General features: G+C 63.4%; 23 protein-coding genes. 12 read left to right on the top strand and 11 right to left on the bottom strand.

The window, feature by feature from the left end; translation table 11 throughout:
* Positions 1-20: 20 nt before the first annotated feature.
* The 4 genes from IB277_RS09265 to IB277_RS09255 all read right to left on the bottom strand — a co-directional run bounded on the left by IB277_RS09265 (position 21) and on the right by IB277_RS09255 (position 2,218).
* A complete protein-coding gene (locus tag IB277_RS09265) occupies positions 21-320 on the bottom strand; it encodes a hypothetical protein (protein ID WP_090294073.1) in 300 nt (99 codons plus the stop codon).
* A gap of 376 nt (positions 321-696) precedes the next feature.
* Positions 697-828: a hypothetical protein gene (locus IB277_RS38640; protein WP_255380915.1), complete on the bottom strand. Its 132-nt coding sequence runs from the start codon at positions 826-828 to the stop codon at positions 697-699.
* A 233-nt stretch (positions 829-1,061) separates the two neighbouring features.
* Positions 1,062-1,232 carry a hypothetical protein gene (locus tag IB277_RS09260; RefSeq protein ID WP_156400691.1) on the bottom strand — a complete coding sequence of 57 codons (171 nt, stop codon included), beginning with the start codon at positions 1,230-1,232 and terminating at the stop codon, positions 1,062-1,064.
* Between the two features lie 617 nt (positions 1,233-1,849).
* Positions 1,850-2,218, bottom strand: a complete 369-nt coding sequence (locus IB277_RS09255) for a tetratricopeptide repeat protein (RefSeq protein ID WP_051659282.1) — start codon at positions 2,216-2,218, stop codon at positions 1,850-1,852.
* Positions 2,219-2,767: 549 nt separating this feature from the next.
* On the opposite strand from IB277_RS09255, the gene IB277_RS09250 reads away from it, so the two are divergent.
* From IB277_RS09250 to IB277_RS09230, 6 genes are all read left to right on the top strand, one after another.
* The gene (locus tag IB277_RS09250) at positions 2,768-3,391 is read left to right on the top strand and encodes a hypothetical protein (protein WP_192370955.1); all 624 of its coding nucleotides are present in this window, start codon (positions 2,768-2,770) and stop codon (positions 3,389-3,391) included.
* Positions 3,392-4,034: 643 nt separating this feature from the next.
* The gene (locus IB277_RS38635) at positions 4,035-4,160 is read left to right on the top strand and encodes a hypothetical protein (RefSeq protein ID WP_255380904.1); all 126 of its coding nucleotides are present in this window, start codon (positions 4,035-4,037) and stop codon (positions 4,158-4,160) included.
* A gap of 39 nt (positions 4,161-4,199) precedes the next feature.
* On the top strand, positions 4,200-4,739 hold the full coding sequence (locus IB277_RS09245; RefSeq protein ID WP_244546690.1) for a hypothetical protein: 540 nt from the start codon (positions 4,200-4,202) through the stop codon (positions 4,737-4,739).
* 323 nt (positions 4,740-5,062) lie between these two features.
* Positions 5,063-5,230, top strand: a complete 168-nt coding sequence (locus IB277_RS09240; protein WP_176960256.1) for a hypothetical protein — start codon at positions 5,063-5,065, stop codon at positions 5,228-5,230.
* Positions 5,231-5,233: 3 nt separating this feature from the next.
* A complete protein-coding gene (locus IB277_RS09235; protein WP_090294067.1) occupies positions 5,234-5,557 on the top strand; it encodes a hypothetical protein in 324 nt (107 codons plus the stop codon).
* Positions 5,554-5,943, top strand: coding sequence for a hypothetical protein (locus tag IB277_RS09230; protein ID WP_090294065.1), 390 nt, complete (start codon positions 5,554-5,556; stop codon positions 5,941-5,943). Before IB277_RS09235 ends, IB277_RS09230 begins: the two co-directional genes overlap by 4 nt.
* A gap of 20 nt (positions 5,944-5,963) precedes the next feature.
* Here the strand turns inward: IB277_RS09230 and IB277_RS09225 are convergent, their stop codons facing one another.
* Positions 5,964-6,992: a GlxA family transcriptional regulator gene (locus IB277_RS09225; protein WP_234824412.1), complete on the bottom strand. Its 1,029-nt coding sequence runs from the start codon at positions 6,990-6,992 to the stop codon at positions 5,964-5,966.
* Positions 6,993-7,111: 119 nt separating this feature from the next.
* Between IB277_RS09225 and IB277_RS09220 the strand changes: the two genes are divergently transcribed.
* Entirely contained in the window at positions 7,112-8,128 is a 1,017-nt protein-coding gene (locus tag IB277_RS09220; RefSeq protein ID WP_110818627.1) for an alpha/beta fold hydrolase, read from the top strand.
* Between the two features lie 74 nt (positions 8,129-8,202).
* A complete protein-coding gene (locus IB277_RS09215) occupies positions 8,203-9,168 on the top strand; it encodes an MBL fold metallo-hydrolase (protein ID WP_090294060.1) in 966 nt (321 codons plus the stop codon).
* A gap of 72 nt (positions 9,169-9,240) precedes the next feature.
* Here IB277_RS09215 and IB277_RS09210 read toward each other — a convergent pair whose 3' ends face one another.
* Positions 9,241-10,353: an NADH:flavin oxidoreductase gene (locus IB277_RS09210; RefSeq protein WP_090294058.1), complete on the bottom strand. Its 1,113-nt coding sequence runs from the start codon at positions 10,351-10,353 to the stop codon at positions 9,241-9,243.
* 1 nt (position 10,354) lies between these two features.
* Positions 10,355-10,747, bottom strand: coding sequence for a RidA family protein (locus IB277_RS09205; protein ID WP_060584830.1), 393 nt, complete (start codon positions 10,745-10,747; stop codon positions 10,355-10,357).
* A 142-nt stretch (positions 10,748-10,889) separates the two neighbouring features.
* On the opposite strand from IB277_RS09205, the gene IB277_RS09200 reads away from it, so the two are divergent.
* Positions 10,890-11,783, top strand: a complete 894-nt coding sequence (locus IB277_RS09200; protein ID WP_034788068.1) for a LysR substrate-binding domain-containing protein — start codon at positions 10,890-10,892, stop codon at positions 11,781-11,783.
* Positions 11,784-11,801: 18 nt separating this feature from the next.
* On the opposite strand, the gene IB277_RS09195 is transcribed toward IB277_RS09200, so the two are convergent.
* Positions 11,802-12,101 (bottom strand): hypothetical protein, encoded by a 300-nt coding sequence (locus tag IB277_RS09195; protein ID WP_034788071.1) that lies wholly within the window; start codon positions 12,099-12,101, stop codon positions 11,802-11,804.
* An 858-nt stretch (positions 12,102-12,959) separates the two neighbouring features.
* On the opposite strand from IB277_RS09195, the gene IB277_RS09190 reads away from it, so the two are divergent.
* From IB277_RS09190 to IB277_RS09180, 3 genes are all read left to right on the top strand, one after another.
* Positions 12,960-13,115 (top strand): hypothetical protein, encoded by a 156-nt coding sequence (locus tag IB277_RS09190; protein ID WP_156400733.1) that lies wholly within the window; start codon positions 12,960-12,962, stop codon positions 13,113-13,115.
* 208 nt (positions 13,116-13,323) lie between these two features.
* On the top strand, positions 13,324-15,099 hold the full coding sequence (locus IB277_RS09185; protein WP_090294054.1) for an SLC13 family permease: 1,776 nt from the start codon (positions 13,324-13,326) through the stop codon (positions 15,097-15,099).
* Between the two features lie 120 nt (positions 15,100-15,219).
* Positions 15,220-15,699 carry an SRPBCC family protein gene (locus IB277_RS09180; RefSeq protein ID WP_060584836.1) on the top strand — a complete coding sequence of 160 codons (480 nt, stop codon included), beginning with the start codon at positions 15,220-15,222 and terminating at the stop codon, positions 15,697-15,699.
* A 177-nt stretch (positions 15,700-15,876) separates the two neighbouring features.
* Here the strand turns inward: IB277_RS09180 and IB277_RS09175 are convergent, their stop codons facing one another.
* From IB277_RS09175 to aspT, 3 genes are all read right to left on the bottom strand, one after another.
* Positions 15,877-17,556 (bottom strand): aspartate:alanine exchanger family transporter, encoded by a 1,680-nt coding sequence (locus IB277_RS09175; protein WP_110818626.1) that lies wholly within the window; start codon positions 17,554-17,556, stop codon positions 15,877-15,879.
* A 179-nt stretch (positions 17,557-17,735) separates the two neighbouring features.
* Positions 17,736-19,388 carry a bifunctional aspartate transaminase/aspartate 4-decarboxylase gene (locus IB277_RS09170; protein WP_192370954.1) on the bottom strand — a complete coding sequence of 551 codons (1,653 nt, stop codon included), beginning with the start codon at positions 19,386-19,388 and terminating at the stop codon, positions 17,736-17,738.
* Positions 19,389-19,446: 58 nt separating this feature from the next.
* Positions 19,447-21,135 (bottom strand): aspartate-alanine antiporter, encoded by a 1,689-nt coding sequence (aspT, locus tag IB277_RS09165; RefSeq protein ID WP_226020693.1) that lies wholly within the window; start codon positions 21,133-21,135, stop codon positions 19,447-19,449.
* Between the last annotated feature and the right edge of the window lie 301 nt (positions 21,136-21,436).

The following is a 21,436-nucleotide window of genomic DNA, read 5'->3' as shown; positions in this document are numbered from 1 at the left end:
CATGGGTGGGAACGCAGCCTCTATCGACTGCTGCGCGGCATCTCCTCGTCGAAGCGGATTTTCTCGCGCCCCGGATCATCCTCGAGGATCTTCTCTTCGCGGTCGTCAGGCAGTGCATCGTCCGGATCGACATTGGCTTCGTCGCGGCTCGGAACGGGCGGCACGCGACCCTGGTCGACCGGCGTCGGATCGTCTCCCGCGGGAAGCTGATCGACGGGGAGCGGCGGGATCTTACCGATCGGCACTGCGCGTGTTTCGCCAGATGGGGGCACGTCTTCCGATGTCTCTCGGTCGCGGGATTTCGGGTTTGCCTTGTTCATCGTCGCATCTCCTTGCTGGCGGTTTGCCAGGAATAAGCCGAGGCGAGCGGAAAAGGTTCTGGTCTGGGCGTTCAAGATCTCAAGATTGAAGGTGGATCAATGAGGGGGCGTGGCCGTGCGGATTGGGGGACATCGCATCCGGCTCTTGTCGTTTTCCAAGTCTTGGTCCGCGATGCAATCGGCATCCCAAGCACGCGCTATCGAGCCAGACATCCTGTCGATGATATCGGGGCGAACTCTGCCGCGTCGCGCGTTTGCAGGGGAGGCGTCTGCTAGGAATCGCTCATTGCGGCAACCCCGCGAAGAGGCAGACAAGCGGAGCGGCCGCGGACCGGCGAGGTCGGAAAAGCCCGGTCTTCTAGAACTTCAACGTCTTCTAGAACTTCAACCGGGCGTCGTCATGTTCGGGAGGGCGGTGCGCGTCCTTGCGACGAAACCCGTAGGCGAGCGCGAGCCCCAGAATTGCGGAGCCGACGACGATGGCGGCGAGTGCGAAGAAATTCTCCATGGCATTTTCCTCCCGAGGGGAAGCTTAACACAGAATGCGCGCAAACAAATGGCGCGGCAGCGAGAATGCGCGTCATGGTTACTCAACGCATGTCGGCCCAAGATGTTCAATCCGATTGGCTTCGGTGCGCGGTGCGTTCGGCCGAGGCTTTGCACGGGAGCGACACTGCGGGCGGGCGATCTGGACCAACGTCGAGCCCCGCCAGCTTCGCCGTCTACGAAGCATCAGCGACCTCAATAACCGCCAGCACCGCCGCCGCCCTGACTCATGCCCTGGACGCCTTGCATGCCCTGGTAACTGGGGCTCGGAGCAGGAGTGCTGGTGCGGCTCGCCTGGTCGGTGGTGCAGCCGGCAGCCGCAAGAAGCGCCGCGCAAAGAGCGGCGATCAGGTATTGTCGTGTCATGGGTACCTCCCGTGGTCGTGGGAGCGGCATCAACCGCTTCCGCATCGAAACGGATCAACCATGCCGCCGCCGGCCCCGGATCCGTTGAGGAAGGAGACATGGCGCCAGCGGCCTTGCATGACGCACGCGATTGTACCACCGATCGCGCAAATGGGCTGGCAAAGAGGCGGGGCGGGGGGTAAAGGAAAAAAACGAACAAAACGGAAACAAATTTTGGCAAAGGGGCTTGCCAAGTGACCGGAAGCGGGCTAAGGATATTACAAGCTGGCCGTTTCGTCATTGAAGCGGCCTTTTTGATTCCGGCGGATTGGCGCGGCCTTGCCTGGGCGCTGATGCCGATATCCAAAAAACTCAAATCCGCGCCGGCGCCGGCTGCGACCGCTGAGAAGCGGGTGACGACGGCCGCTACGGCGTCACGGCGCTTCGCGATTTTTCGGATCCGCACTTGGGCTTCACGTCCTCGGCGCCCGCATGCTGCTGTCGCAAGATCGCTGCATGTTCCGGTGCGAAAGCCCTAAAGCTGGTCGCGTGGAAAGGGCTCACGCGACAGGCTTTAAGATCTTGTTTTTATGCATGTCGTTGCGGCAATACCGCTGCCCACTTTTACGCGAAAAGCCTTAGGCTTCCTGCTTGGCGATCTTGCCGGTGACAGAGGCGCCGGTCTCATGTCGCGGGCGGGGCTGCCCGATGCTGCGCAGCCAGCGCGAGGCTTCCTTCGGATCGCGCTCGACGCCGAGGCCTCTCTGATAGATGGTCACGAGGCGGGCCTGGGCAGCCGGATGACCCTGGCGGGCGGCCTGGCGGTTCCAATGAAGCGAGGCGGCATAGTGTTCTGCGCCGCCATCGTTGAAATAGATTTCGGCGAGTTTCGCCTGGGCATCGACATTTCCTGACGTCGCCAGTTCAAGCAACCTGGGCGAGATATTCGTTGCGGACGGCCGCGGGGTGAAAATGGTCTTCAACTTGCTGAACGTGTTGCGGATCATCTGGCACCTGTTGCATTCATTGCATGGTTCCCGCGGCTGGACTGCTAGGCTGAAAAACTGCTTAAAATCTTGAACTAATTTGACTTTTCCCTGGCCACTGCCGGTAGAGCAGGAGCGCTTGCGATGCATTGCGCCAGAAGCACCCGATGTGGGGCAACCCGGTGAGCGGTATTGATGACCGAATGCAACCTGAAGTCAAGGTTGCAAGCGTGACATCCGGCGTGACACACGCATTTTTCTGTGACCGGCTGTCACGCTTGCTAGCTTGAACAGCCGCGGCGACACGATGGTGTCTCCCGCAGGCATTGGCGTTCCCAGCTTGGGCGCCGAGACCTTCGGAGATGTCGGCTCGTCGACTTCGGCCAGGGCCGGAGCCGGCCTCGCGAACATGCCAAGCAGTTTCGTCCACAAACGCCGGATCACCTGCGATCGCCTCCAAATCCCGCCGCTATCGGTCGGTTTTGATGGCAGAATGCAACTTTTGGTCAAGCGGCGGCCGATCCTACGTGCGCAGGAGGAGCAATCGCCTCGTGCCCCGGAGCAAATCCCATGACAGTGAAACCCGAAAAGGACCCGAAGACCGGGCGCTTTCTGTCGCGCGCCGGAGGGGGTGGGGCCGCCCCCCGGGCGCGCACGCGCAAGGCGGTCCGCACCAAGCTCGGCGAACTCTTTCTCGAAGACATGCTTTCGGCCTGGGAGAGCCGAGGGGCGGCCGCGATCCACGCGCTGATCGAGAAGAACCCAAACGACTTCCTGAAGACGATAGCGGCGCTGATGCCGAAGGACGTGACCATCAATCCAAACCAGATGGGCGAGATGACGGATGGAGACGCAGAGCGCGCGCCAATGCGTGTGGCGTTCGAAAAGCCGGTCTATGCCTCGGGCTTCACGCTGACCGGATACATTCAGCGGCGAGTCAATGTTGCAGGCGACATCAAACTGAGATGGGGTTTTCAAACACCGGTCAATGCGAGCAGGATCGAAAGCACTGCCGAGGGGCGCACAGGAAGCGTTCGTGTGTCCGGCAAAGGGTGGTTACTCGACTTGGAGACCGACGAAACCGGCTACACACCATCTCCGGATCTCGAGTTTGATGAGGGATTCTTGGGCTGCACGACGCTGCTCGCATCAGGCGTGGAACCGCCGAAATCCGGTGACCTCTTTTTGAAATAAGACACGGGGGGCGAAGAACGGCAATAGGCTCTTCGGCCAACGCATTGCGCGTCTCGCGCGGGTCAGGTAGCGCCAATGGCGGCTACAATCCGACGACGGGCCTGACCGTGGCGCCGACCGACGGCACACAGCGCCCCTTCACCAAGCAAGGACCACCTGCGTGATGAGTGGAACAATGACGTCGGACGGCAGATAGGACGCTACGCCAAGGAGCGCGATCTTGGCGAAGCGGATGTTATGGGGCTGGTGGATTATGCCCGGCGGAACGGGGACTTGATCCGTTCGATCAGCGACAAAGTGCCTGACCCACGTCTCCAGAGCTATTCGGAGTCGTCCGAGCGTCCGTCCTGGTCCGGACCACCCCCGCGCGACTTGCCAGCTTTGGAGGCACTGCACGAAAAGCGGGACCTGCAAAGAATGCAGACCAATGCAGACAACTGGCAGTCGAAGCCCCCGCTACAGGAAGAAGGGTTCTGGAACGGGCTGTTTCCCGGTCGCGGTACGCTCAAGCAAATGTTGAGGTCGTGGAGTGAATAACCTTCCGCATAAGCTGTAGAATGAGTGCGATCTCAACCTTGCGCGTGTTCATGAAATGTTCTAACTGGACTGACGTCGAAGTAATCTCTGCAAGTGAGGAGGCGGTATGAAGAAGTGGCTAAAGGTAATGGTCTACACTGTTGTCACTCTCTTCGGGCTGTTCGTCGTGCTGGTCGGGCTGGTGTTGGCGACAATCGATCCATATTCGTTTGAAGACATGAGCCGCGGCTGAATCTGCGAGAGGAGCGGTGATGTAGCGCCGGAATGCGCAATGCCGCCGGAGAGCGCCGAGAAGGTGCTGGCTGCGTTGTTCGCTTGCGACGCCCAATTCTTCAAAACCCTCGACGAGGAGAAGGCTGTTTTCAAGAGGGCGAACATCGTGGCGCACCCATATAACCTTCTCGATACGGGCGAGCCGCGGACTTCCGTCGTCCCGTTCTCTGAGCCCGTCGAGGCGTACGGACTTCACCTCACCGGTTACGCGCAACAGGCCGTGCCGGGAAAGAGCGACTACGCTTGGGGGTTTTATGCGTCGGAACAGCCTGACGAAGTCGGGCGCGCGCTGGAAACGGCCCGCAGCGACACGTTGGGAGCGAACCCACGTGACGGCGCGTTCGCGATAACGGCGTCCGACAGCCCCGATTTCCCCGGAACACGGCTTGGTTGCCGTGTTGCAGGCGCTTCCGGCGTTGAGGACTTGCCTTCGATTTACGACCTGTTCCTGTCTCGAGACATCAGTACGGCACTCTCCGACAAGTTCGATCTCTTCGTTGCGTCTGCGATGAAGACCGTCTCGGATTTTGGGCGATAGAAGGCGCCTGTCGACGATCGTCGAGGCATGCGTGGTCATGTCGTCACCTTAGCCGTAGTTGTTTAGATCAGTTTTGGCGACCTGCTGCGCGGGGCGGCGGCAATGTTGCGTCGGCACTGGGAGCAGGACCTCCCAGCTGAACGGCGGTATCTGGTTGCTGCCCGTGCACCTGAGCACGTCAGGGCCCGGCGGGGGCGCTGCCAATATTGATGGATGACACCAGACCCCCGATGCGGGCGCCTGACCCGCGCCCGATCCTCTTCCTGAAGAACAACCCTTGCCAAGGCGGCTCTCCGGAGCCGCCTTTTTTCATGGAGATTTTTATGTCCGAAGCAAAGAAACCCGTTCCGGTCCGTCTCGTCTACGACGTCTGGTTCCAGGAAGGGGAACGCACGGCCGCCGGTGCGATCGTATGCGTGAGCCTGGAGGAAGCCAAGGCGTTGATCGCCGCTGGCAAGGCCGAGCGGGCCGACCCGCTGCCGGGGGAGTGAGCCATGGTGATCCGCGACGGCGCCTGGACGCTCTACGATCATGACCGGATGACGGGTCGCTCGGTCTGGCACCATTTCGACGGGGAGAAGGACGTCTACCGCGTCGATTATCCCGTCGACAATCTCTTGAGCGAGAACCGGGATGTGCGCAACAGCGCCGAAAGGGCCTGGCGGGGCGACTGGCATCGCGTCGCCTCGGTTCCGCTTAACGTCGCGCATGCCTCGGGCCTGGTGAAGGCCCATTCGGAAGGCGACGACCGCTTCGTCAAACGCTTCCTCAACGATGGCGACAACCGCGCCTGGCGCACCAAGGAGGGCTGGCTATGAGCAGCATTGCCGACTACGCCGCATTGCTGATCGACGCGGGTGAGTACAGCGGGCGCAACGATATCGCCCATCTGTTTCCACGGTTTGTCGGCCTTGCGGAACTGAAGCTCAACCGGATGCTGCGCGTCAGCGACATGGAGGCGACGACGGCGATCTCTGCCGTCGAGGGCGATGCGCCGCTGCCTGCGGATTTCCTTGAGGCGCGGCAGGTTTTGACCGCAAGCGGCCGGCCGATCCGCGCCATGGCATTGCAGCAGCTCGCTGCGAGCGTCCCCGCCGGCGCCAGCGCGCCGCTCGGTTACGCGGTTGTTGGCAACCGGATCAGAGCGTTTCCGCCCGGCAGCTACGGCTTGACGCTGACCTATTACACCCGAATTGTGCTCTAAAGGGTTTCGCCCGTCGATGATCACACGGCCGGTATCGGATTTGCCGGAGCGCCCAAAGTGCGGACGCTCTCCGAAACCGAGAAGCGAAGACGATACTCCTTCGGTGAGAGACCCAGGATCTTGCGGAAGATCTTGCGATAGGCGTTGGTGTCGTCATAGCCGCTTTGCCAGGCAACCTGCTCGATCGAGAGATGTGAGCGCTCCAGCAGATCGCGGGATTTGGCGATCCGTAGCCGCTGGCAATATTCGGTCGGATTGAAGCCGGTCGCCTTCTGGAAACGGCGCAGGAAGGTGCGGTCGCCGAGACCGGCGCGGTCGGCCATCATCTGCAGCGTCACGCCCTTGGTGTTGGCGCCGTGCAGCCAGTGCTGGATCTTCAGGATGATCGTGTCGCCGTGATCGAGCTTCGGGGCGAAGACGCTGTAATAGCTCTGCTCGCGCGCGCCGGGGTCGATGATCATGTAGCGTGCGGTTGCCAGCATGACGTCGGTTCCGAGGAACCGGTCGACGAGTTTCAGGCCGAGGTCGATCCAGGCCATCATGCCGCCGGCGGTGATGATGTCGCCTTCGTCGATCAGCAGCCTGTCGGTGTCGACGCGGATGTCGCTGTAGCGGTTGGAGATCAGGTCCTGATGCGACCAGTGGGTGGTGATGGTGCGGCCGGCGGCGAGGCCGGACTCTGCCAGCAGATAGGCGCCGCCGCAGACGGAGCAGATCGTCGCGCCGCGTTGATGCTGTTCGCGCACGAAGGCGGGCAGGGCACCGATGCGATCGCCGACCGGCAGATCGGAGAGCGTCGGCGGCAGGATCAGGGCCACAAGGCCCGAGGAGGGGCCTTCGTGGGTGTCGCGCGATTTCGATACCGAGCCATCTTCCTGAAGTTTCCAGTGGCTGATGCGGATTTGCGGCGCGTCTCTGCCGCTTTGCTCGACCGACTGCATGCTCGCCACCTGGAACATGTCGGTCAGCCCATGGATCGCCGACATCAGGGCGCGGGGATAGACGACGATGCCGATCTCCGCCGGCTCGTTTTCGGGTCGTTTTGTCACTTCTGCCCCCATCGTTGTCAGCTTTGCCGGTCGAGAGGTTAGGCCCACCGATTTATCAATTCAACCATCGCTTCCGCCGAATGGAAGCCCGAGCAACAGAGATCAAAGAGGTGAGGACAATGACACAGGCAAAAGCAGTTTCCGCAAGCGTTTCCAACGGCATCTCCCGCCGCAGCATTCTCTCGGCCGCCTTTGGCGCTGCCGCGACGGCAGCCGCGGTCAATGCCATGAACACGTCGGCCAAGGCCGCATCCACCACCGCAACAACCGCCGGCGCGTCCGGCACTAAGGGAGCAAACACCATGGGCAGCCGCATCATCACCCGCGATGGCGTCGAGATCTATTACAAGGACTGGGGTCCGAAGGATGGCCCGGTCGTCGTGCTCAGCCACGGCTGGCCGCTGTCGTCCGACAGCTGGGAGGCGCAGGCCTTCCACCTTGCCGCCAACGGCTTCCGCGTCGTCACCCATGACCGCCGCGGCCACGGCCGCTCGTCGCAGCCCTGGGACGGCAACGACATGGACCACTATGCCGACGACCTCGCGGATCTGATCAACGCGCTCGATCTCAAGGGTGTCTTCCTTGCCGGGTTTTCGACCGGCGGCGGCGAAATCAGCCGCTATATCGGCCGCCACGGCACCAGCCGGATCGCCAGGGCCGGTTTGATCTCGGCCGTGCCGCCGCTGATGGTCAAGACCGACAGGAACCCCGGCGGCCTGCCGAAGGAAGTCTTCGACGGCCTGCAGGCGGCAAGCCTGAAGGATCGCTCGAAGCTCTACCGCGACATCGCGTCCGGTCCGTTCTTCGGCTTCAACCGCCCGGGCGCGGTCGCCTCTCAGGGCATGATCGACAGCTTCTGGCTGCAGGGCATGATGGGGGGACACAAGAACACCTATGACTCGATCGTCGCCTTCTCGCAGACCGACTTTACCGAGGACCTGAAGAAGTTCGACGTGCCGACGCTGATCATCCATGGCGACGACGACCAGATCGTGCCGATCGATGCGGCGGCACGGGCCTCGAAGACGCTGGTGCCGCATGCGGACCTCAAGGTCTATGTCGGCGCACCGCACGGCATCACCGACACCCACAAGGACCAGCTCAACGCCGACCTGCTCGCCTTCGCCAAGGCCTGATGGTTGTTCGCCGGCGCCGCCTCGCAGGTGGCGCCGGCACCCTATGTCAAACGCTTCAGCCAAGGATCAGAGCCATGACCTCTTCCCACAATCCCACCGACGTCTCCGGCCCCGGCCGTCGTGAATTCCTTGCAGGCACCGGTGCGCTTGCAGCCTCCGCCCTGCTGCTGAAAGGTGCCCATGCCGCAGATATCAAACGTTTCCGGCATGGCGGCTTCGATATTTCCGTCGTCAGCGACGGCTTCATCATGCTGCCGGTCAGCATCGTGCTGCCGGATGCAACGGCGGAAGAGCGGCCGGAGATCATGCGCCGGCTTGGCGGCACTCCCGAAAAGGCGCCGTTTCACACCAATATTCCGGTCATTCGCACTGGCGACGATCTGATCGTGGTCGACGACGGCTCGGGCACACGTTTCCAGGAGAGCGCCGGCAAGCTTCACGCCAATCTGCTTGCGGCCGGCATCGACCCGAGTGCGGTGACGAAGGTGGTGCTGACGCATGCCCATCCTGACCATGCGGGCGGCACCGTTGGCGCCGACGGCACGCTCGCCTTTCCGAATGCGCAGTACTTCGTTTCGGAGGGGGAATGGCGGTTCTGGACCGATCCCAACTTCGAAAAGACCATGCCGCAGGTGCTTCATGGCTTTGCCAAGGGTGCGCAGCGCGATCTCTTTGCGGTCAAGGACCGGCTGACCCTGGTGAAGCCCGGCGACGAAATCGTCAGCGGCATGCAGGTGCTCGACACGCGGGGCCACACACCCGGTCATATCTCGCTTCAGCTTTCCGGCGGTGACGGCGCCGGACATGAGGGCTTGGTGATCACGGGCGATGCGGTCACCAGCAACATCGTCTTCTTTGAGCACCCCGACTGGCATTTCGGCTTCGACACAGATGCGGAGCTGGCCTTGAAGAATCGCAAGGCCCTGATCGACCGGGCCGCGTCGGAGCGGCTGGCGCTGCTTGGCTATCATTGGGCCTATCCGGGGATCGGGCGGGCGGAGCGCAACGGGGCGGCCTATCGCTTCGTGGCGGCGGGGTGACCGCCTGGAGCCGGCAATCACTAGGACAGTTGACGGGCGCGCCTCCTGCGGGGCGCGCCCGTTTCTCTACATTCAGAGAGCCAGTTCGCTGTCCTTGATATCGCTGATCGGCGCAAGGAACGGCAGGTCGAACGGACGCAGAGCGGTGCGTTTCGCGGTGAGCTGTGGCCAGTCGGGATTGACGAGCGCGCCGCGGCCAAGCGCGATCATGTCGGCACCGGCTTCCATCACCTCCTCGGCGCGGGCGAGATCGTGCAGGCTGCCGTTGGCGATGATGAACAGGCGCGGCGCGTGGCGGCGGGCGAGGGAAACGAGCGAGGCGTCGCCGCCCTCGAAGGCCGGCTTCCAGGCTTCGAACTCGGTCACGTGCACGAAGTCTGCCGGGCTTTCGGCGAGCGCCTCGAACACGCGGGCTGCACCTTGTTCGCGTTCTGCCCATTTGTGCCTGAAGTCGTTGACCTTACCCTGGGAGAGCCGCAGCCCCAGCGGGACGTCGGGGCCGATCGCCACGCGCACTGCCTTCAGCACTTCGAGCGACAGGCCCAGCCGCTCAACGATATCTCCACCCCAACGATCCGCCCGCCGGTTCGAAAAGTCGGTGAAGAACTGATCGAGCAGATAGCCGTTGGCGCCGTGGATCTCGATGCCGTCGAAACCGGCAACCTCGATTGCAAACCGGGCGGCACTGGCGAAGCCTTCGATCGCCTCGGCGATTTCGGAATCGCTGATCTCGCGCGGCAGGGCATAGGGGCCGTCGCCGTGATAACCGGTCAACTGGCTGCCCTTCGGCCGGACGGCGGAGGGGCCTACCGTCTCGGGCCTGTGCGGGTTGCCCTGCGCCAGCGCGCCGCCGTGCATCAGTTGTGCGAAGATTCGCCCGCCCTCCGCATGGACCGTCTCGACGATCGGCCGCCAGGCGAGAGCCTGTTCCCGGTCGGTCAGGCCTGGCTGGTCCTTGTAGGTTTGGGAATAGGCCTTGTCGGTGTAGATGCCCTCGGTCGTGATCAGGCTGAAGCCGCCGCGGGCGAAGCGCTGGTAATAGTGCTGCATGCGCTCGCTGGGCGCGCCGGCTGCCGTGGCGCTGATGCGGGTCATCGGCGCCACGGACAGGCGATTGGCGAAATCAAGCCGCTTGAGACGGGTGCCGGTGAAGGCGGGGGACGCGATGCCAAACGGTGCGTTCATGTCACTTGCCTCCATCGAGCGCGATCGCTTCGATCTCGATCAGCGCGTCCGGTGAATAGAGCGAGGAGACCTCGATGATGCTGTCGGCGGGATAGGGGGCGGAAAACCACGTGCGGCGCAGCTCGATGATCTTGGCGAAATTCTCCATGGAGCGCAGGAAGATCGTGACCTTGACGATCTTGTCTAACCCAGAGTCCGCCGCCTTGAGCGCCCGGTCGAGATTGCGGAACGCCTGTTCGGCCTGGCGGTCGAAGTCGCCGACGCCGACGAGCTTGCCGTCGTCGCCGATTGCCGCCTGACCGGAGACGAAGACGAAGCCATTGGCCTTGATCGCCTGGGAAAGCAGGAAGGGCGCGTAGGGATCCGGCTGGGTGACGACCTGTTCGAGAGACATAAGATGTCCTTTCATGCTTGAGATTTTCTCATCTTGGCGCTGTTGCCTTGGCTGTTGATCCTAATATGCTGGGGCATTCGGCGGCTGACAAAGAGTGATTTCTCAGCCGACAGATGAGCTGAGTTCATCCATTGAGGAAATCATGAGGAAGTTGCCGCCGCTCGGCGCACTCAGGGTCTTTGAAGCGGCCGCCCGGCGGATGAGCTTCAAGCTGGCGGCCGAGGAACTGAACGTCTCGGCCACTGCCGTCAGCCACCAGATCCGCCAGCTGGAGGAGATGCTGGAGACCAAGCTCTTCGAACGAGGGACGCGGCAGGTCCGGCTGACCACTGCGGGACAGGTGCTCTTTCCGGTGCTGCGTGATGGCCTCGACCGTTTCGAGCAGGCGATCGCCGACATGCGCCGGCAGGAGGCGAGCAAGGTGGCGCGGTTGACGTCCACCGTCGCCTTCGTCGCCAAGCGCCTGGCGCCGCTTGCCGGTTCCTTCCGCGAAGCCTATCCCGAGTGGACGCTGAGGCTGGACGCCTCCCACCGGATGGTCGATCTGGAGGTGGATGCGGATGCAGCGATCCGCCTTGGCGGCGGTGATTATCCGGGCCTCGTCACCGAACCGCTGTTCGCCGATCGTTTCGCCCCGGTTTGCGTGCCGCGACTGGCGCCGGCCAGTGCCGCGGACCTCAAGCACGCGACGCTCATCCACTACGATTGGGGCACGCTGCGCCGCCACGATGCGCGCGCGCCGGTCTGGCGGCAATGGCTGGAACGGGCTGGCGCCACCGATGTCGAGGCCGGCGCGGGGCTTTCCTTTACCGACGAGATCCATGCCGTGCAGTCGGCCATCGCCGGGCAGGGCATTGCCCTCTTGAGCCTCACGCTGGTCGCCGAGGAGCTTGCCTCCGGCATTCTCGTCCAGCCGTTCGACCTGACGCTGGAAAGCGACCGATACGACTTGGTCTACAGTCCGCGCATGGCGGACCGGCCAGCGACCCGCGTGCTTCGCGATTGGGTGCACGCGCAGTTCAGCGGCGATGCCTGATCCGTGAGATGATCTCGTTCAGTCGTCGAAGCCGAGGAAGTCCGGCGCCCAACGGCGACTGGTGAGGCGCAACGAACGGTCGGGCTCGATGATATAGGTCTCGTAGACCTTGCGGCCGTAGGAATCGATGAACTGGTGCGGGACGATGCTGCCGACGGGTGCCTTCTTCAGCTTGGTACGCGGTTGCCCGCCATAGGTGATGCTGCCAGGAATCGGTTGCATGTTCGGCGAGTAACCGTAGCTGATGTCGGGGCCGGTGGTCGCCGTGCAGCCACTGAGAAGCAGCACGACGGAGAGGGCGGCAAAAGCGTGTTTCATGTCGGCGATCCTCAGAATGGCTGAGCCTGGCCCACACGGCGTCAAGCGTCAGGCGGAAACGCCTTGGACGATCGTTGCCGGTGCGGTCCAGCACTCTCTTCTAAAGTGTAGCGCTTAAACGGAAATTTCCAAGTTCTGTCATGCGAATTCCAGCAAGCAATGCTTGCAAATGTTCACGGCTTGTCCCAGTTGTGGAGTGCCTGATCGCGACAGCTGCGGCGGGCTTGCGCGCAACCTAGCGTTCGGGTGCGTTCCGAGCTTTTTTGGACGCGCCTTTGGGGGCGAAATGGCAGCGTGGCACTATGTGATCGGGTCGAGCGACACGGGCCCGTGAGCGACAACATTTTGCTGGTGATGATCGCGCGGGACGAGCTTTCACCTGCTGGTTTGGCGGCAGGGACACGGGGAGCGGATCCCGGCCTGCGACATGGCCTAAATCAAAGCGGCCTCCGCCGCGCGACGCCAGGACCCGGACCGTCCGCCGACGTGCCGCCGCCAGTGCCCGGATATCCGCTTGCCCGGCCATGGCCCCGTTTTCTGGCGCGCATTTTCGACATGCTGCTGCTTTACATACCGGCTGCCTTGGTGGCCCGCCGCCCCCGATGCAGACCTTCGTCAAACCGGTGATAAGCTGGCAGACGACGTTCGAGGCCGCCTGGCACGTCGAGGATCCCGGGCGCGACAACATGCTCTTCGCGATCAGCGCGGACCAAGCAAGCGGCGGGCACGAGCAGGTCCCGGCAACGATGAACGAACGGCCATATGCCGAGGTGCTCGCCGAACTGCAGGCGAGGGCGAGATACGAGGCGAGCGCGGACTGGACGCCGGTTATGATCAACGGCCAAGGGGCGCCTGGCGATGAAGTCGCTCAAGGAACCGGACGCCACCGCCGAGATAACCATTGCGCTGCGCGGGCGAGACGCCTGGCGGATGGTTAGATTTCTGATGAAGGGCAAGAAGCGGGACGAGGCGATCGATACGCTGGAGACGGCCGTATTCGGGACCATCGAGTAGCGGGCGGCAGGGGCTGTCGCCTCGCCGCCGGGCGCGGCCGGCGGTCCATGCGCTTCGCACTCATGCCCAGATTTGTCGCTGAGATGAATTCCGATTTGCCGAAACATGGGTTACGTCTTGTGTGAACTTCTGCGCGGATTGCGCGTTTCGGCTTGTGTCGGCCGCACGTTCCGTCCCGCCCAGTCTCTTCGCTGAACCCGGATATTGCATGACCGCCGAACAGTCTCTCGCGTTTCTCGTCATCGGCGCCATGATGGTCTTCTTTATCTGGGGGCGGTTTCGATACGACGTGATCGCCTGTTCGGCGCTGATGCTGGCGGTCGCCGTCGGCATCGTGCCTTACGATCATGCCTTCGATGGTTTCAGCGACGACATCGTCATCATCGTCGGCAGCGCCCTGATCGTCAGCGCCGGGGTGGCGCGCTCGGGGATCGTCGACGCCGCCATCCAGCGGTTCCTGCCGAACATCTCATCGGTCCGGGCCCAGCTCGCACTGCTGGTCATCACGGTGACAGTGCTTTCCGCCTTCATCAAGAACATCGGGGCGCTGGCAATCATGCTGCCGGTCGCCTTCCAGTTTGCCCGGCGGTCGAATGTCCAGCCTTCGGTTTTCCTGATGCCGATGGCCTTCGGCTCGCTGATCGGTGGGCTGATGACCCAGGTCGGCACGTCGCCGAACATCGTCGTCTCACGCGTGCGCCAGGAGCTGACCGGCGAGAGCTTCACGATGTTCGACTTCACGCCCGTCGGCGCGACGCTGGCGCTGGTCGGCTGCATCTTCCTGCTCTTTGCCTACAAGCTGGTGCCGCAGCGCTCCAGCAGCCATGTCTCCGTCCATTCGGCGATCGAGATCACCGATTATACGTCCGAGGCGGTTGTTGCCGCCGGTTCGCCGGCGATCGGCAAGGCGCTCAGCAATCTGGTGAAACTGGGCGACGGCGGCGCTGTCGTCATCGCCATCTTTCGCCGCGGCCTGCATCTGGCGCCGCTTCCCGACGTTACCCTCGAAGCCGAGGACATCCTGATTTTTGAAGGCGGTCCGGGAGCGCTCGATCGCATCGTCTCGCAAGGCAAGCTGAAGATTGCCGGCGACCGCGCGCCGCATGGGCGGGAAAAGGCCGGGGACGAGATCGAGGCGATCGAAGCTGTCGTCGGCAGCGGTTCGCCGCTCGAGGGCATGTCGGCACAGCGCCTGGCGCTGTTCAACACCCACAACATCAACCTGCTCGCCGTCAGCCGCCAGGGCGAGAGGCTGAAGCAGCGACTCGGCAGCATTCGCTTGAGGGCAGGCGACATCATCGTGCTGCAGGGCGCGCGGCGCGAACTGACGCTCTTCCTGCAGGAGTTCGGCTGCCTGCCGCTGGCGCAGCGCGAGATCCTGCTTGGCACGACGCGAAAGGCACCGCTGCCGCTTCTGGTTCTGGCGGCCGCGATGGGCTCAACGGCAGTTGGACTTGTGCCGGTGCCGATCGCCTTTTTCGCGGCAGCCCTCGCCATGGTCGTCTTCCGCATCATCCCCTTGCGCGATTTTTATCGCTCGGTCGATGGGCCGATCCTGGTGATGCTGGCGGCGCTGATCCCGGTGAGCGATTCCTTGCGCACGACCGGGGGCACCGATGTCATTGCGGCCTGGCTCGGCACGGTTGCCGCAGGCCTGCCGCCGGCCGGCGCGCTGACGATCATCCTGCTCGCCGCCATGGCGGTGACGCCTTTCCTCAACAATGCCGCCACCGTGCTCGTTATGGCGCCAATCGCCGCGAGTTTCGCCGGCGCGCTCGGCTACAAGCCGGAAGCCTTCCTGATGGCAGTTGCCATCGGCGCCGGCTGCGATTTCCTCACCCCCATCGGCCACCAGTGCAACACGCTGGTCATGGGGCCGGGCGGCTACAAGTTCAGCGACTATCCGCGCCTCGGCCTTCCGCTGTCGGTGGTGATCGTGATCGTCAGCATCCCGACACTGATGCTGGTGTGGCCGCTGCGCTAGGTGTGGTGCGACTGGCGCCTCGCCGGCAGGGATGCTCGCATAAATAGCCGCTACCGTGTACAGGTAGACGCGCGGTAGCGCCCGCCGCAGATTTGCCTATCCGTGCAGGGAGAAGATGGCATGAGCCCCAAGCCCACCGGCCACGTCAGTGGCAATGACCTGATCCTGACGCGCACGTTTCATGCACCCATCGCCGACGTTTGGACGAGCGTGACAAAGTCCGAGAGCACCGCGCTCTGGTTCGGCCGCTGGGAAGGCGAAGCGGGGCCCGGCAAGACCGTGCGGCTGCAACTGCTCCATGAGAAAAGCCAGCCATGGACGGATGTCCTGATCGAGGAGTGCGCCGCGCCGCACCGCCTGGTCGTGGTGATGAAGGATGACGCCGGCGAGTGGCGCATCGCGTTGACGTTTACGCAGACGGGGGGCACGACGGAGCTGCGCCTGGTTCAACATTTGAGCGACCCGAAACTCGCAGGCGACGTCGGGCCGGGCTGGGAATATTACCTCGATATGCTGGTCGCCGCGCGCGCCGGCAAGGCTTTGCCGTCATTTTCGGACTATTATCCGGCGCAGAAAGCGCACTTTCTGGAAGGCGTCTAGCCCCTGGAGGTCGGCAGTCGGACGGGCGCGTTCGACACAATTTGCGGGCGCTGCAGCTTTGGGCCCCGCGTTCTTGTGTCGTAACGAGAGGGCGCGCCGCGGCGGGGTTGTCCGGTCGGCTGGCCCCCTCGCAACCGCACCTTCTCGCAGTTCGACACCGAGCGGAGCCTCGCTGCGCTACGCCAGAACGGTGACGAGAACCGCGCCCCAGAGCGCCAGCAGCACGTTGCCGATCGCGTAGCCGAGACCGTAGCCGAGTGTCGGGACCTTGCTTCCGGCCGCCTCCTGCACGGCGGCAAGCGCCGGGGCTGAGGTTCCGGCGCCACAGCAGGTGCCGGCGAGCACGCCTTCGTTCATGCCGAAGACCCAGCGGCCGAGCGCAAGTGCGGCCAGATGCGAGATCAGGCAGATCAGCAGGCTGGCGATGACCAGCGCCGGGCCGGACTGGACGAGGCCGGCGACAAAGCTCGGGCCGGCCGAGATTCCGACGCAGGCGATGAAGGCGCACAGCCCGACGCTGTCGAAGAACCAGAGGGTTGCCTCCGGCACGAAACCGAAGGTGCGCCGGACCGAGCGCAGCCAGCCGGCGCAAAGGCCCGCGATCAGCACGCCGACGGCGACGCCGAGGCCGATTTCGAGCGCGCCGAGTTTCAGGGCAGGGATGCCGATGAGGCCGCCGAGAAAGATGAAGACGCCGACAAAGACCATGTCGGTTGCGGTGGTCTCACGGTCGGCATAGCCGAGCAGCTTCGCCACCTCCTCGACATGGCGTCTGGCGCCGGCAATCGACATCACGTCGCCACGGCGGACGGTGAGGCCAGGAAAGATCGGGATCGGCTGGCCGGCGCGCAGGATGCCGCGCAGGAACACCGAGCGCGCTTCCGGCTGCTGCCTCAGCTGCCACAGGCGTTTTCCCGCAACCTCCTTGTTCGTCACCACGATATCGAGCACTTCAACCGGGATATCGAGCAGCGTGCGGTCGTCGATCTCGGTGCCGATCCGACTGGAATATTCGACGAGGAAGCCGCGAAGACCGGCAACGGCGATGATGTCTCCAGCCTGCAGGCGCTCCTTGGGCGTTGGGGTGATGATCTCCTCGCCCCGGCGGATCTGCTCGATATAGGCCTTCTGGTTTTCGGGAACGCGCGCTTCGGCTTCCGCGACCGTCAGCCCCACGAGGGCGTCGGCGATGACGAAGGCGCGCGCCTCGATTTCGCGCCGTGCGGTGTCGCCGCTCGTCTGCGGCGCGATCTTCAGTTCGGCTTCTAGCTCGGCGCAGGCCTCCTTGAGGCTGCGGCCAAACATCCGCGGCGCCAGTTGCGACTGGACGAGGATGGCGGTCACGACACCGACGAGATAGGCGACGGCAAAGCCGGTCGCCACGGCGGATTCGAACTGGCTCGCCGCTTCCGGCGTCGGTGCCGTCTTGCGGAAGGCGTCGATCGCCACGCCGACGGTCGCCGATTCCGTCGCGCCGCCGGCGAGCACCCCGGCTGCCGTTCCAAGATCGAAGCCGAAGAGCATCGACAGCACGATCGCAACGGCAAGCGCGACGACGCAGAGCGTGACGGTGACGGCGATCTGCGGCAGCGCGTCGGCGTTGAGGCTCTGGAAGAATTGCGGGCCGGTGCGGTAGCCGATGGCAAAGAGGAAGAGCAGGAAGAACGCCTGCTTGACGTCGTTGGAGAGCACAGCACCGGTCTGGCCGATCAGCACGCCCGCCAGCAGGCAGCCGGTGACGGCGCCGATGGTGACGCCGAAGATGGTGATCTTGCCGACCGCGTAGCCGATGCCGAGCGCGAGGAACAGGGCAAGCTCCGGATGCGCCCGCAGGATGCTGAACAGGTGGTCGATCACGCGGCGGTTCCTCCCGGTGCCAAGCCGAAGAAAGCCGCTTCAGCTGGATGATGCGCTGGTCGCTGAGCCGGCGGAAAGAAAGTCGCCAGCCGGAGATGCGGGGATGCTTGTCGGCCGAGGGAAACACTGGCCAGGCGTTGGGGAAGGGCGGCCGGCATGGCTGCCGGCCGCCCGATCGGCTAGCTGATCTTCAGGCCTTTGGCGGCCTGGTAGGTCTGGACGTAACCGCGCGCCACCGAGCGCACGGCGCGGCCGATCTGCGAATAGGCTTCGTCATTGAGGTTGGCGAAGGAGACGCGTGCCGACCAGCTCGGCGCATCGAAACCCGAGCCGTTGAGCAGCACGATGCCGTGGTCCTCGGCAAGCCGGAAGGGAATGTCGAGCGGGTGGATGTTGTCCTTCACCCAGGTGACGACATCCTCGCCGACATATTTGCGCAGCCAGAACTCGAAGTCGATGATACCGTAATAGTGGTCGAAATAGATGCCCGGATTGGACTCGACCCCCATGCCCTCGATCAGGTTCCAGAAGCGCTTGGTGCAGATGGCGATGCAGGCCTTCTGGTAAGCCTTCTCGACGTCCATCAGCTCGACCAGGCCGAAGAGCGTCATCATCACCTGCTGGGGCAGCGACAGGCCGGCGGTGTGGTTCAGGGCCACGTCGCGGCTGTCGGCGACGATGCGGTCGATGAACTTCACCTCGCGCGGCTTCGGCGTCATCGCCTTGTAGCGTTTTTCAAGGAGCTTCTGGATCGGTTCGCCATGGGCCTTGATCTTCTCGTCGAAGATGTTGTCCTCGGCGACGGCAATGACGCCGAGGCGCCAGCCGGTGCAGCCGAAGTACTTCGAATAGGAGTAGACGCCGATCGTGTTGCGCGGCAGATGCCCAAGCAGCGACTGGAAGCCCGGAACGAAGGTGCCGTAGACGTCGTCCGTCAGCACGATCAGGTCGGGGCGCTTCTTGTTGACGAGATCGACAAGGCGCTTGATCGAATCCGGATCCATCGCCACGGCGGACGGGTTGCCGGGGTTGACCAGGAACAACGCCTTCACCTTGGGGTTCTCCAGCGCCTTGATGTCTTCGTCGGTGAACTGGAACCGGTCCTCCTGCTCGGCGCTGACGTTGATGGTCTTGAGATCGTAGTCCTCCAGCTCCGGCATTTCGAGATAGGGCGTGAAGATCGGCGTTCCGAGCGCGATCGTGTCGCCGGCGTTAAGCAGGCGGGCGTTCTTCAGTGCCTTGAAGATGTAGCACATGGCGGCGGTGCCGCCTTCGACCGGGTAAAGGTCGAACTTTGCCTTCGGTCGGTGGCCGGCGCACATTGCCCACATCAGGTATTCGTGGGTGATGATCTCGTTGTGGTGCAGCGCCCGATCGGGAACCGGATAGTTGTCGCCGATGATCGAGTCCGTGAGCTCGTGCACGAAGGCGTCCGCATCGAAGCGGAAGGTGGTGATGGTGTAGTTGACGGCGTCGGAAAGCGTCTTTGCCGGCGGGATGCCTTCATCCTCTTCGTCCCAGTCGGCCGTGTTTTGCAGCAGCTTCTTCGTCCACTTTTCGAACCGCGCGTGGGCGCCGTCCTTCGGCGGCATGCCGGCCACGCCGGCCTTCGGGTCGTAATAGGCGCGCTTGGCTTCCGTCAGCGCAAACTGGCCGAGCAGGAAGAAGGCCTCGCGAGCGCGTGTCGCCGTCCAGTTCGGGTTGCCGCGGCCGGCATTGAGGAAAGCCTTGGCGGATTTCTGTGAGCTCGACTTGGCGAGCTTGATCAGTTCGTCCTTGATTTCGAACGGGCTGAGATCGGAAAGGCTGTCGTAGAAATTTCTGTCCAACATGGTCCACACTCCCTGTGATCTATGCATTTTGAACGATGGTCGGCTTCGCCCGTTCGCCTCAGGCGAGCATGATGACGATGACGAGGCCGAAGATGGTCAGCAGCGTGTTTCCGATGGCGTAGGGCATGCCGTAGCCGAGCGCCGGCACCTTGCTCTTGGCCGCCTCCTGGATCATGCCGAGCGCTGCCGTCGTCGTTCGCACACCGGCGCAGGCGCCAAACAGGATCGCCGGGTGGAACTTGAAGACATAGTGGCCGAGGAGCACCGAGGCGATCATCGGGATCGACGTGGCGACCACGCCCCAGATGAACAGCGAAATGCCGACCTCCTGCAGGCCCGCGACAAAGCCCGGGCCGGCGCCGATCCCGACGACGGCGATGAAGATGTTGAGGCCGAGCGTGTTCATCAGCCACAGCGCCGGTGACGGGATGCGGCCGAAGGCGGGGTAGGTGGTGCGCAGCCAGCCGAGCACGAGGCCGGCCAGAAGCGCGCCGCCGGAGGTCGAAAGGCCGATCGGGATACCGCCGATCGTGATCGTCAGCGCACCGATCATCGCGCCGATGAAAAGCCCCCAGCCGAGAAAGGCGATGTCGGTCGTCTCGACAGGCCGGTCGGCAAAGCCGAGCGCCTTGATCGCCGCTTCGACATGGCGTTTCGCGCCACCGATGGTGACGATGTCGCCGCGCTCGACCGTCGTCCCGGGCAGCACCGGGATCTCGACCAGCGAGCGGATGATCTTGCGGGCATAGACGCCGCGCGCCCAATCCATGGTGCTGACTTCCGCCAGCGTCTTGCCGGCGAGCGCCTTGCTGGTCACGTAGACATCGAGGACTTCGGCTTCCGCGTTGAGCAGCTCCTTGTCCTCGACCTCGAGCAGCTTGTTGTCGAGGTTTTCGACGAGCAGCGAACGCCGGCCCGAAAAGGCGACGACGTCGCCCGGCTGCAGCACGGTGTTGCCATCGGCCTCGATGATCTGGTCGCCGCGCCGCAGGCGCTCGACGAAGACGCGGATCCCGGGAAGGATGTCCTTGACCGGTTTTCCGGTGAGCCCGCTTGCCGCGTCGACGCGATAGGCGCGGAGGCCGAAGTCGTGATAGGCGCGGGTAATGCCGGGCTCGCTACTTTCGCTGCCACCGCCGAGCTTGGCCTCGTATTCGCGGCAGGCCGCCGGAAGGTCGATGCCGAGAAGCTTGGGACCGAGCTGGGCGAGGATGATCGCCGAGCCGATCGTGCCCCAGATATAGGTCACCGCATAGGCGATCGGGATCTGGTCGGCAAAGGTCTTGGCCTGCTCCGGCGTCAGCCCGAGCGAATTGATCTGGTCGGTCGCAACCCCGATTGCAGCCGAGATCGTCTGCGAGCCGGCATACATGCCGGCGCCATAGCCGAGCGGCAGCCCGGCAATCAGCGCGCAGAGATAGGGAACGACGAGGCACAGCACCAGCACGGAGAGCGCAAAGGCGATCTGTTTCGGTCCATCGGTGCTCAAGCCCCGCACGAATTGCGGCCCGACGCCGTAGCCGACGGCGAAGAGGAAAATCAAAAACAGGGTGGATTTCAGGTCGCCGGAAACCTGGATACCCAGCTGTCCGATGAGAACGCCCGCAAGCAGCGTGGCGGTGACATTTCCAAGGTTGAACCCCGCGACCTTGATCGGACCGATGAGGAAGCCGATGCCGAGGGCGAGGAAGACGGCGACAGGCGGATAGGTCCGAAGCGTGTCGACGAAGAAATCAATGGGATTCACTGATGCTATTCCCTTCAGAAAGTTGAGTTGCCGTCACTTCATTTCGGGATCTGCGCGGCTAAGTTGAGCTTGTTTCCGAGGCTTGTCGATGCCCAATCTTAATCCCGGCAATTGTCGCTTCGGTCGTCGAAATTCTCAACGGGCATAGGGTTACGTGAGCGTAACGTATGTTACATTTCAGCGTTTTTACTTGGGGTTGGGGATCGAGGCCGCCGCGATGTGTCGGTCGCATTCGATCGCAAGACCGCGGCACTGGCCCGGATCGCGATGGCACTTCAACTCTGGTGTTGTAATTCGTAAC

The sequence above is a fragment of the Ensifer sp. ENS07 genome, assembly GCF_014852185.1.
GTDB classification, from domain to species: Bacteria; Pseudomonadota; Alphaproteobacteria; order Rhizobiales; family Rhizobiaceae; genus Ensifer; species Ensifer adhaerens.
This window is presented reverse-complemented; position numbering and strand designations above follow the sequence as displayed.

Coding starts and splice junctions, on each gene's coding strand:
- IB277_RS09195 (WP_034788071.1), bottom strand. CDS start 12,101: ATGAAACACGCTTTTGCCGCCCTCTCCGTCGTGCTGCTTCTCAGTGGC.
- IB277_RS09185 (WP_090294054.1), top strand. CDS start 13,324: ATGACCGCCGAACAGTCTCTCGCGTTTCTCGTCATCGGCGCCATGATG.
- IB277_RS09200 (WP_034788068.1), top strand. CDS start 10,890: ATGAGGAAGTTGCCGCCGCTCGGCGCACTCAGGGTCTTTGAAGCGGCC.
- IB277_RS09260 (WP_156400691.1), bottom strand. CDS start 1,232: ATGACACGACAATACCTGATCGCCGCTCTTTGCGCGGCGCTTCTTGCG.
- IB277_RS09215 (WP_090294060.1), top strand. CDS start 8,203: ATGACCTCTTCCCACAATCCCACCGACGTCTCCGGCCCCGGCCGTCGT.
- IB277_RS09210 (WP_090294058.1), bottom strand. CDS start 10,353: ATGAACGCACCGTTTGGCATCGCGTCCCCCGCCTTCACCGGCACCCGT.
- IB277_RS09240 (WP_176960256.1), top strand. CDS start 5,063: ATGTCCGAAGCAAAGAAACCCGTTCCGGTCCGTCTCGTCTACGACGTC.
- IB277_RS38635 (WP_255380904.1), top strand. CDS start 4,035: ATGAAGAAGTGGCTAAAGGTAATGGTCTACACTGTTGTCACTCTCTTC.
- IB277_RS09230 (WP_090294065.1), top strand. CDS start 5,554: ATGAGCAGCATTGCCGACTACGCCGCATTGCTGATCGACGCGGGTGAG.
- IB277_RS09235 (WP_090294067.1), top strand. CDS start 5,234: ATGGTGATCCGCGACGGCGCCTGGACGCTCTACGATCATGACCGGATG.
- IB277_RS09180 (WP_060584836.1), top strand. CDS start 15,220: ATGAGCCCCAAGCCCACCGGCCACGTCAGTGGCAATGACCTGATCCTG.
- IB277_RS09250 (WP_192370955.1), top strand. CDS start 2,768: ATGACAGTGAAACCCGAAAAGGACCCGAAGACCGGGCGCTTTCTGTCG.
- IB277_RS09205 (WP_060584830.1), bottom strand. CDS start 10,747: ATGTCTCTCGAACAGGTCGTCACCCAGCCGGATCCCTACGCGCCCTTC.
- IB277_RS09265 (WP_090294073.1), bottom strand. CDS start 320: ATGAACAAGGCAAACCCGAAATCCCGCGACCGAGAGACATCGGAAGAC.
- IB277_RS38640 (WP_255380915.1), bottom strand. CDS start 828: ATGGAGAATTTCTTCGCACTCGCCGCCATCGTCGTCGGCTCCGCAATT.
- IB277_RS09245 (WP_244546690.1), top strand. CDS start 4,200: ATGCCGCCGGAGAGCGCCGAGAAGGTGCTGGCTGCGTTGTTCGCTTGC.
- IB277_RS09190 (WP_156400733.1), top strand. CDS start 12,960: ATGAAGTCGCTCAAGGAACCGGACGCCACCGCCGAGATAACCATTGCG.
- IB277_RS09220 (WP_110818627.1), top strand. CDS start 7,112: ATGACACAGGCAAAAGCAGTTTCCGCAAGCGTTTCCAACGGCATCTCC.
- IB277_RS09255 (WP_051659282.1), bottom strand. CDS start 2,218: ATGATCCGCAACACGTTCAGCAAGTTGAAGACCATTTTCACCCCGCGG.
- IB277_RS09170 (WP_192370954.1), bottom strand. CDS start 19,388: ATGTTGGACAGAAATTTCTACGACAGCCTTTCCGATCTCAGCCCGTTC.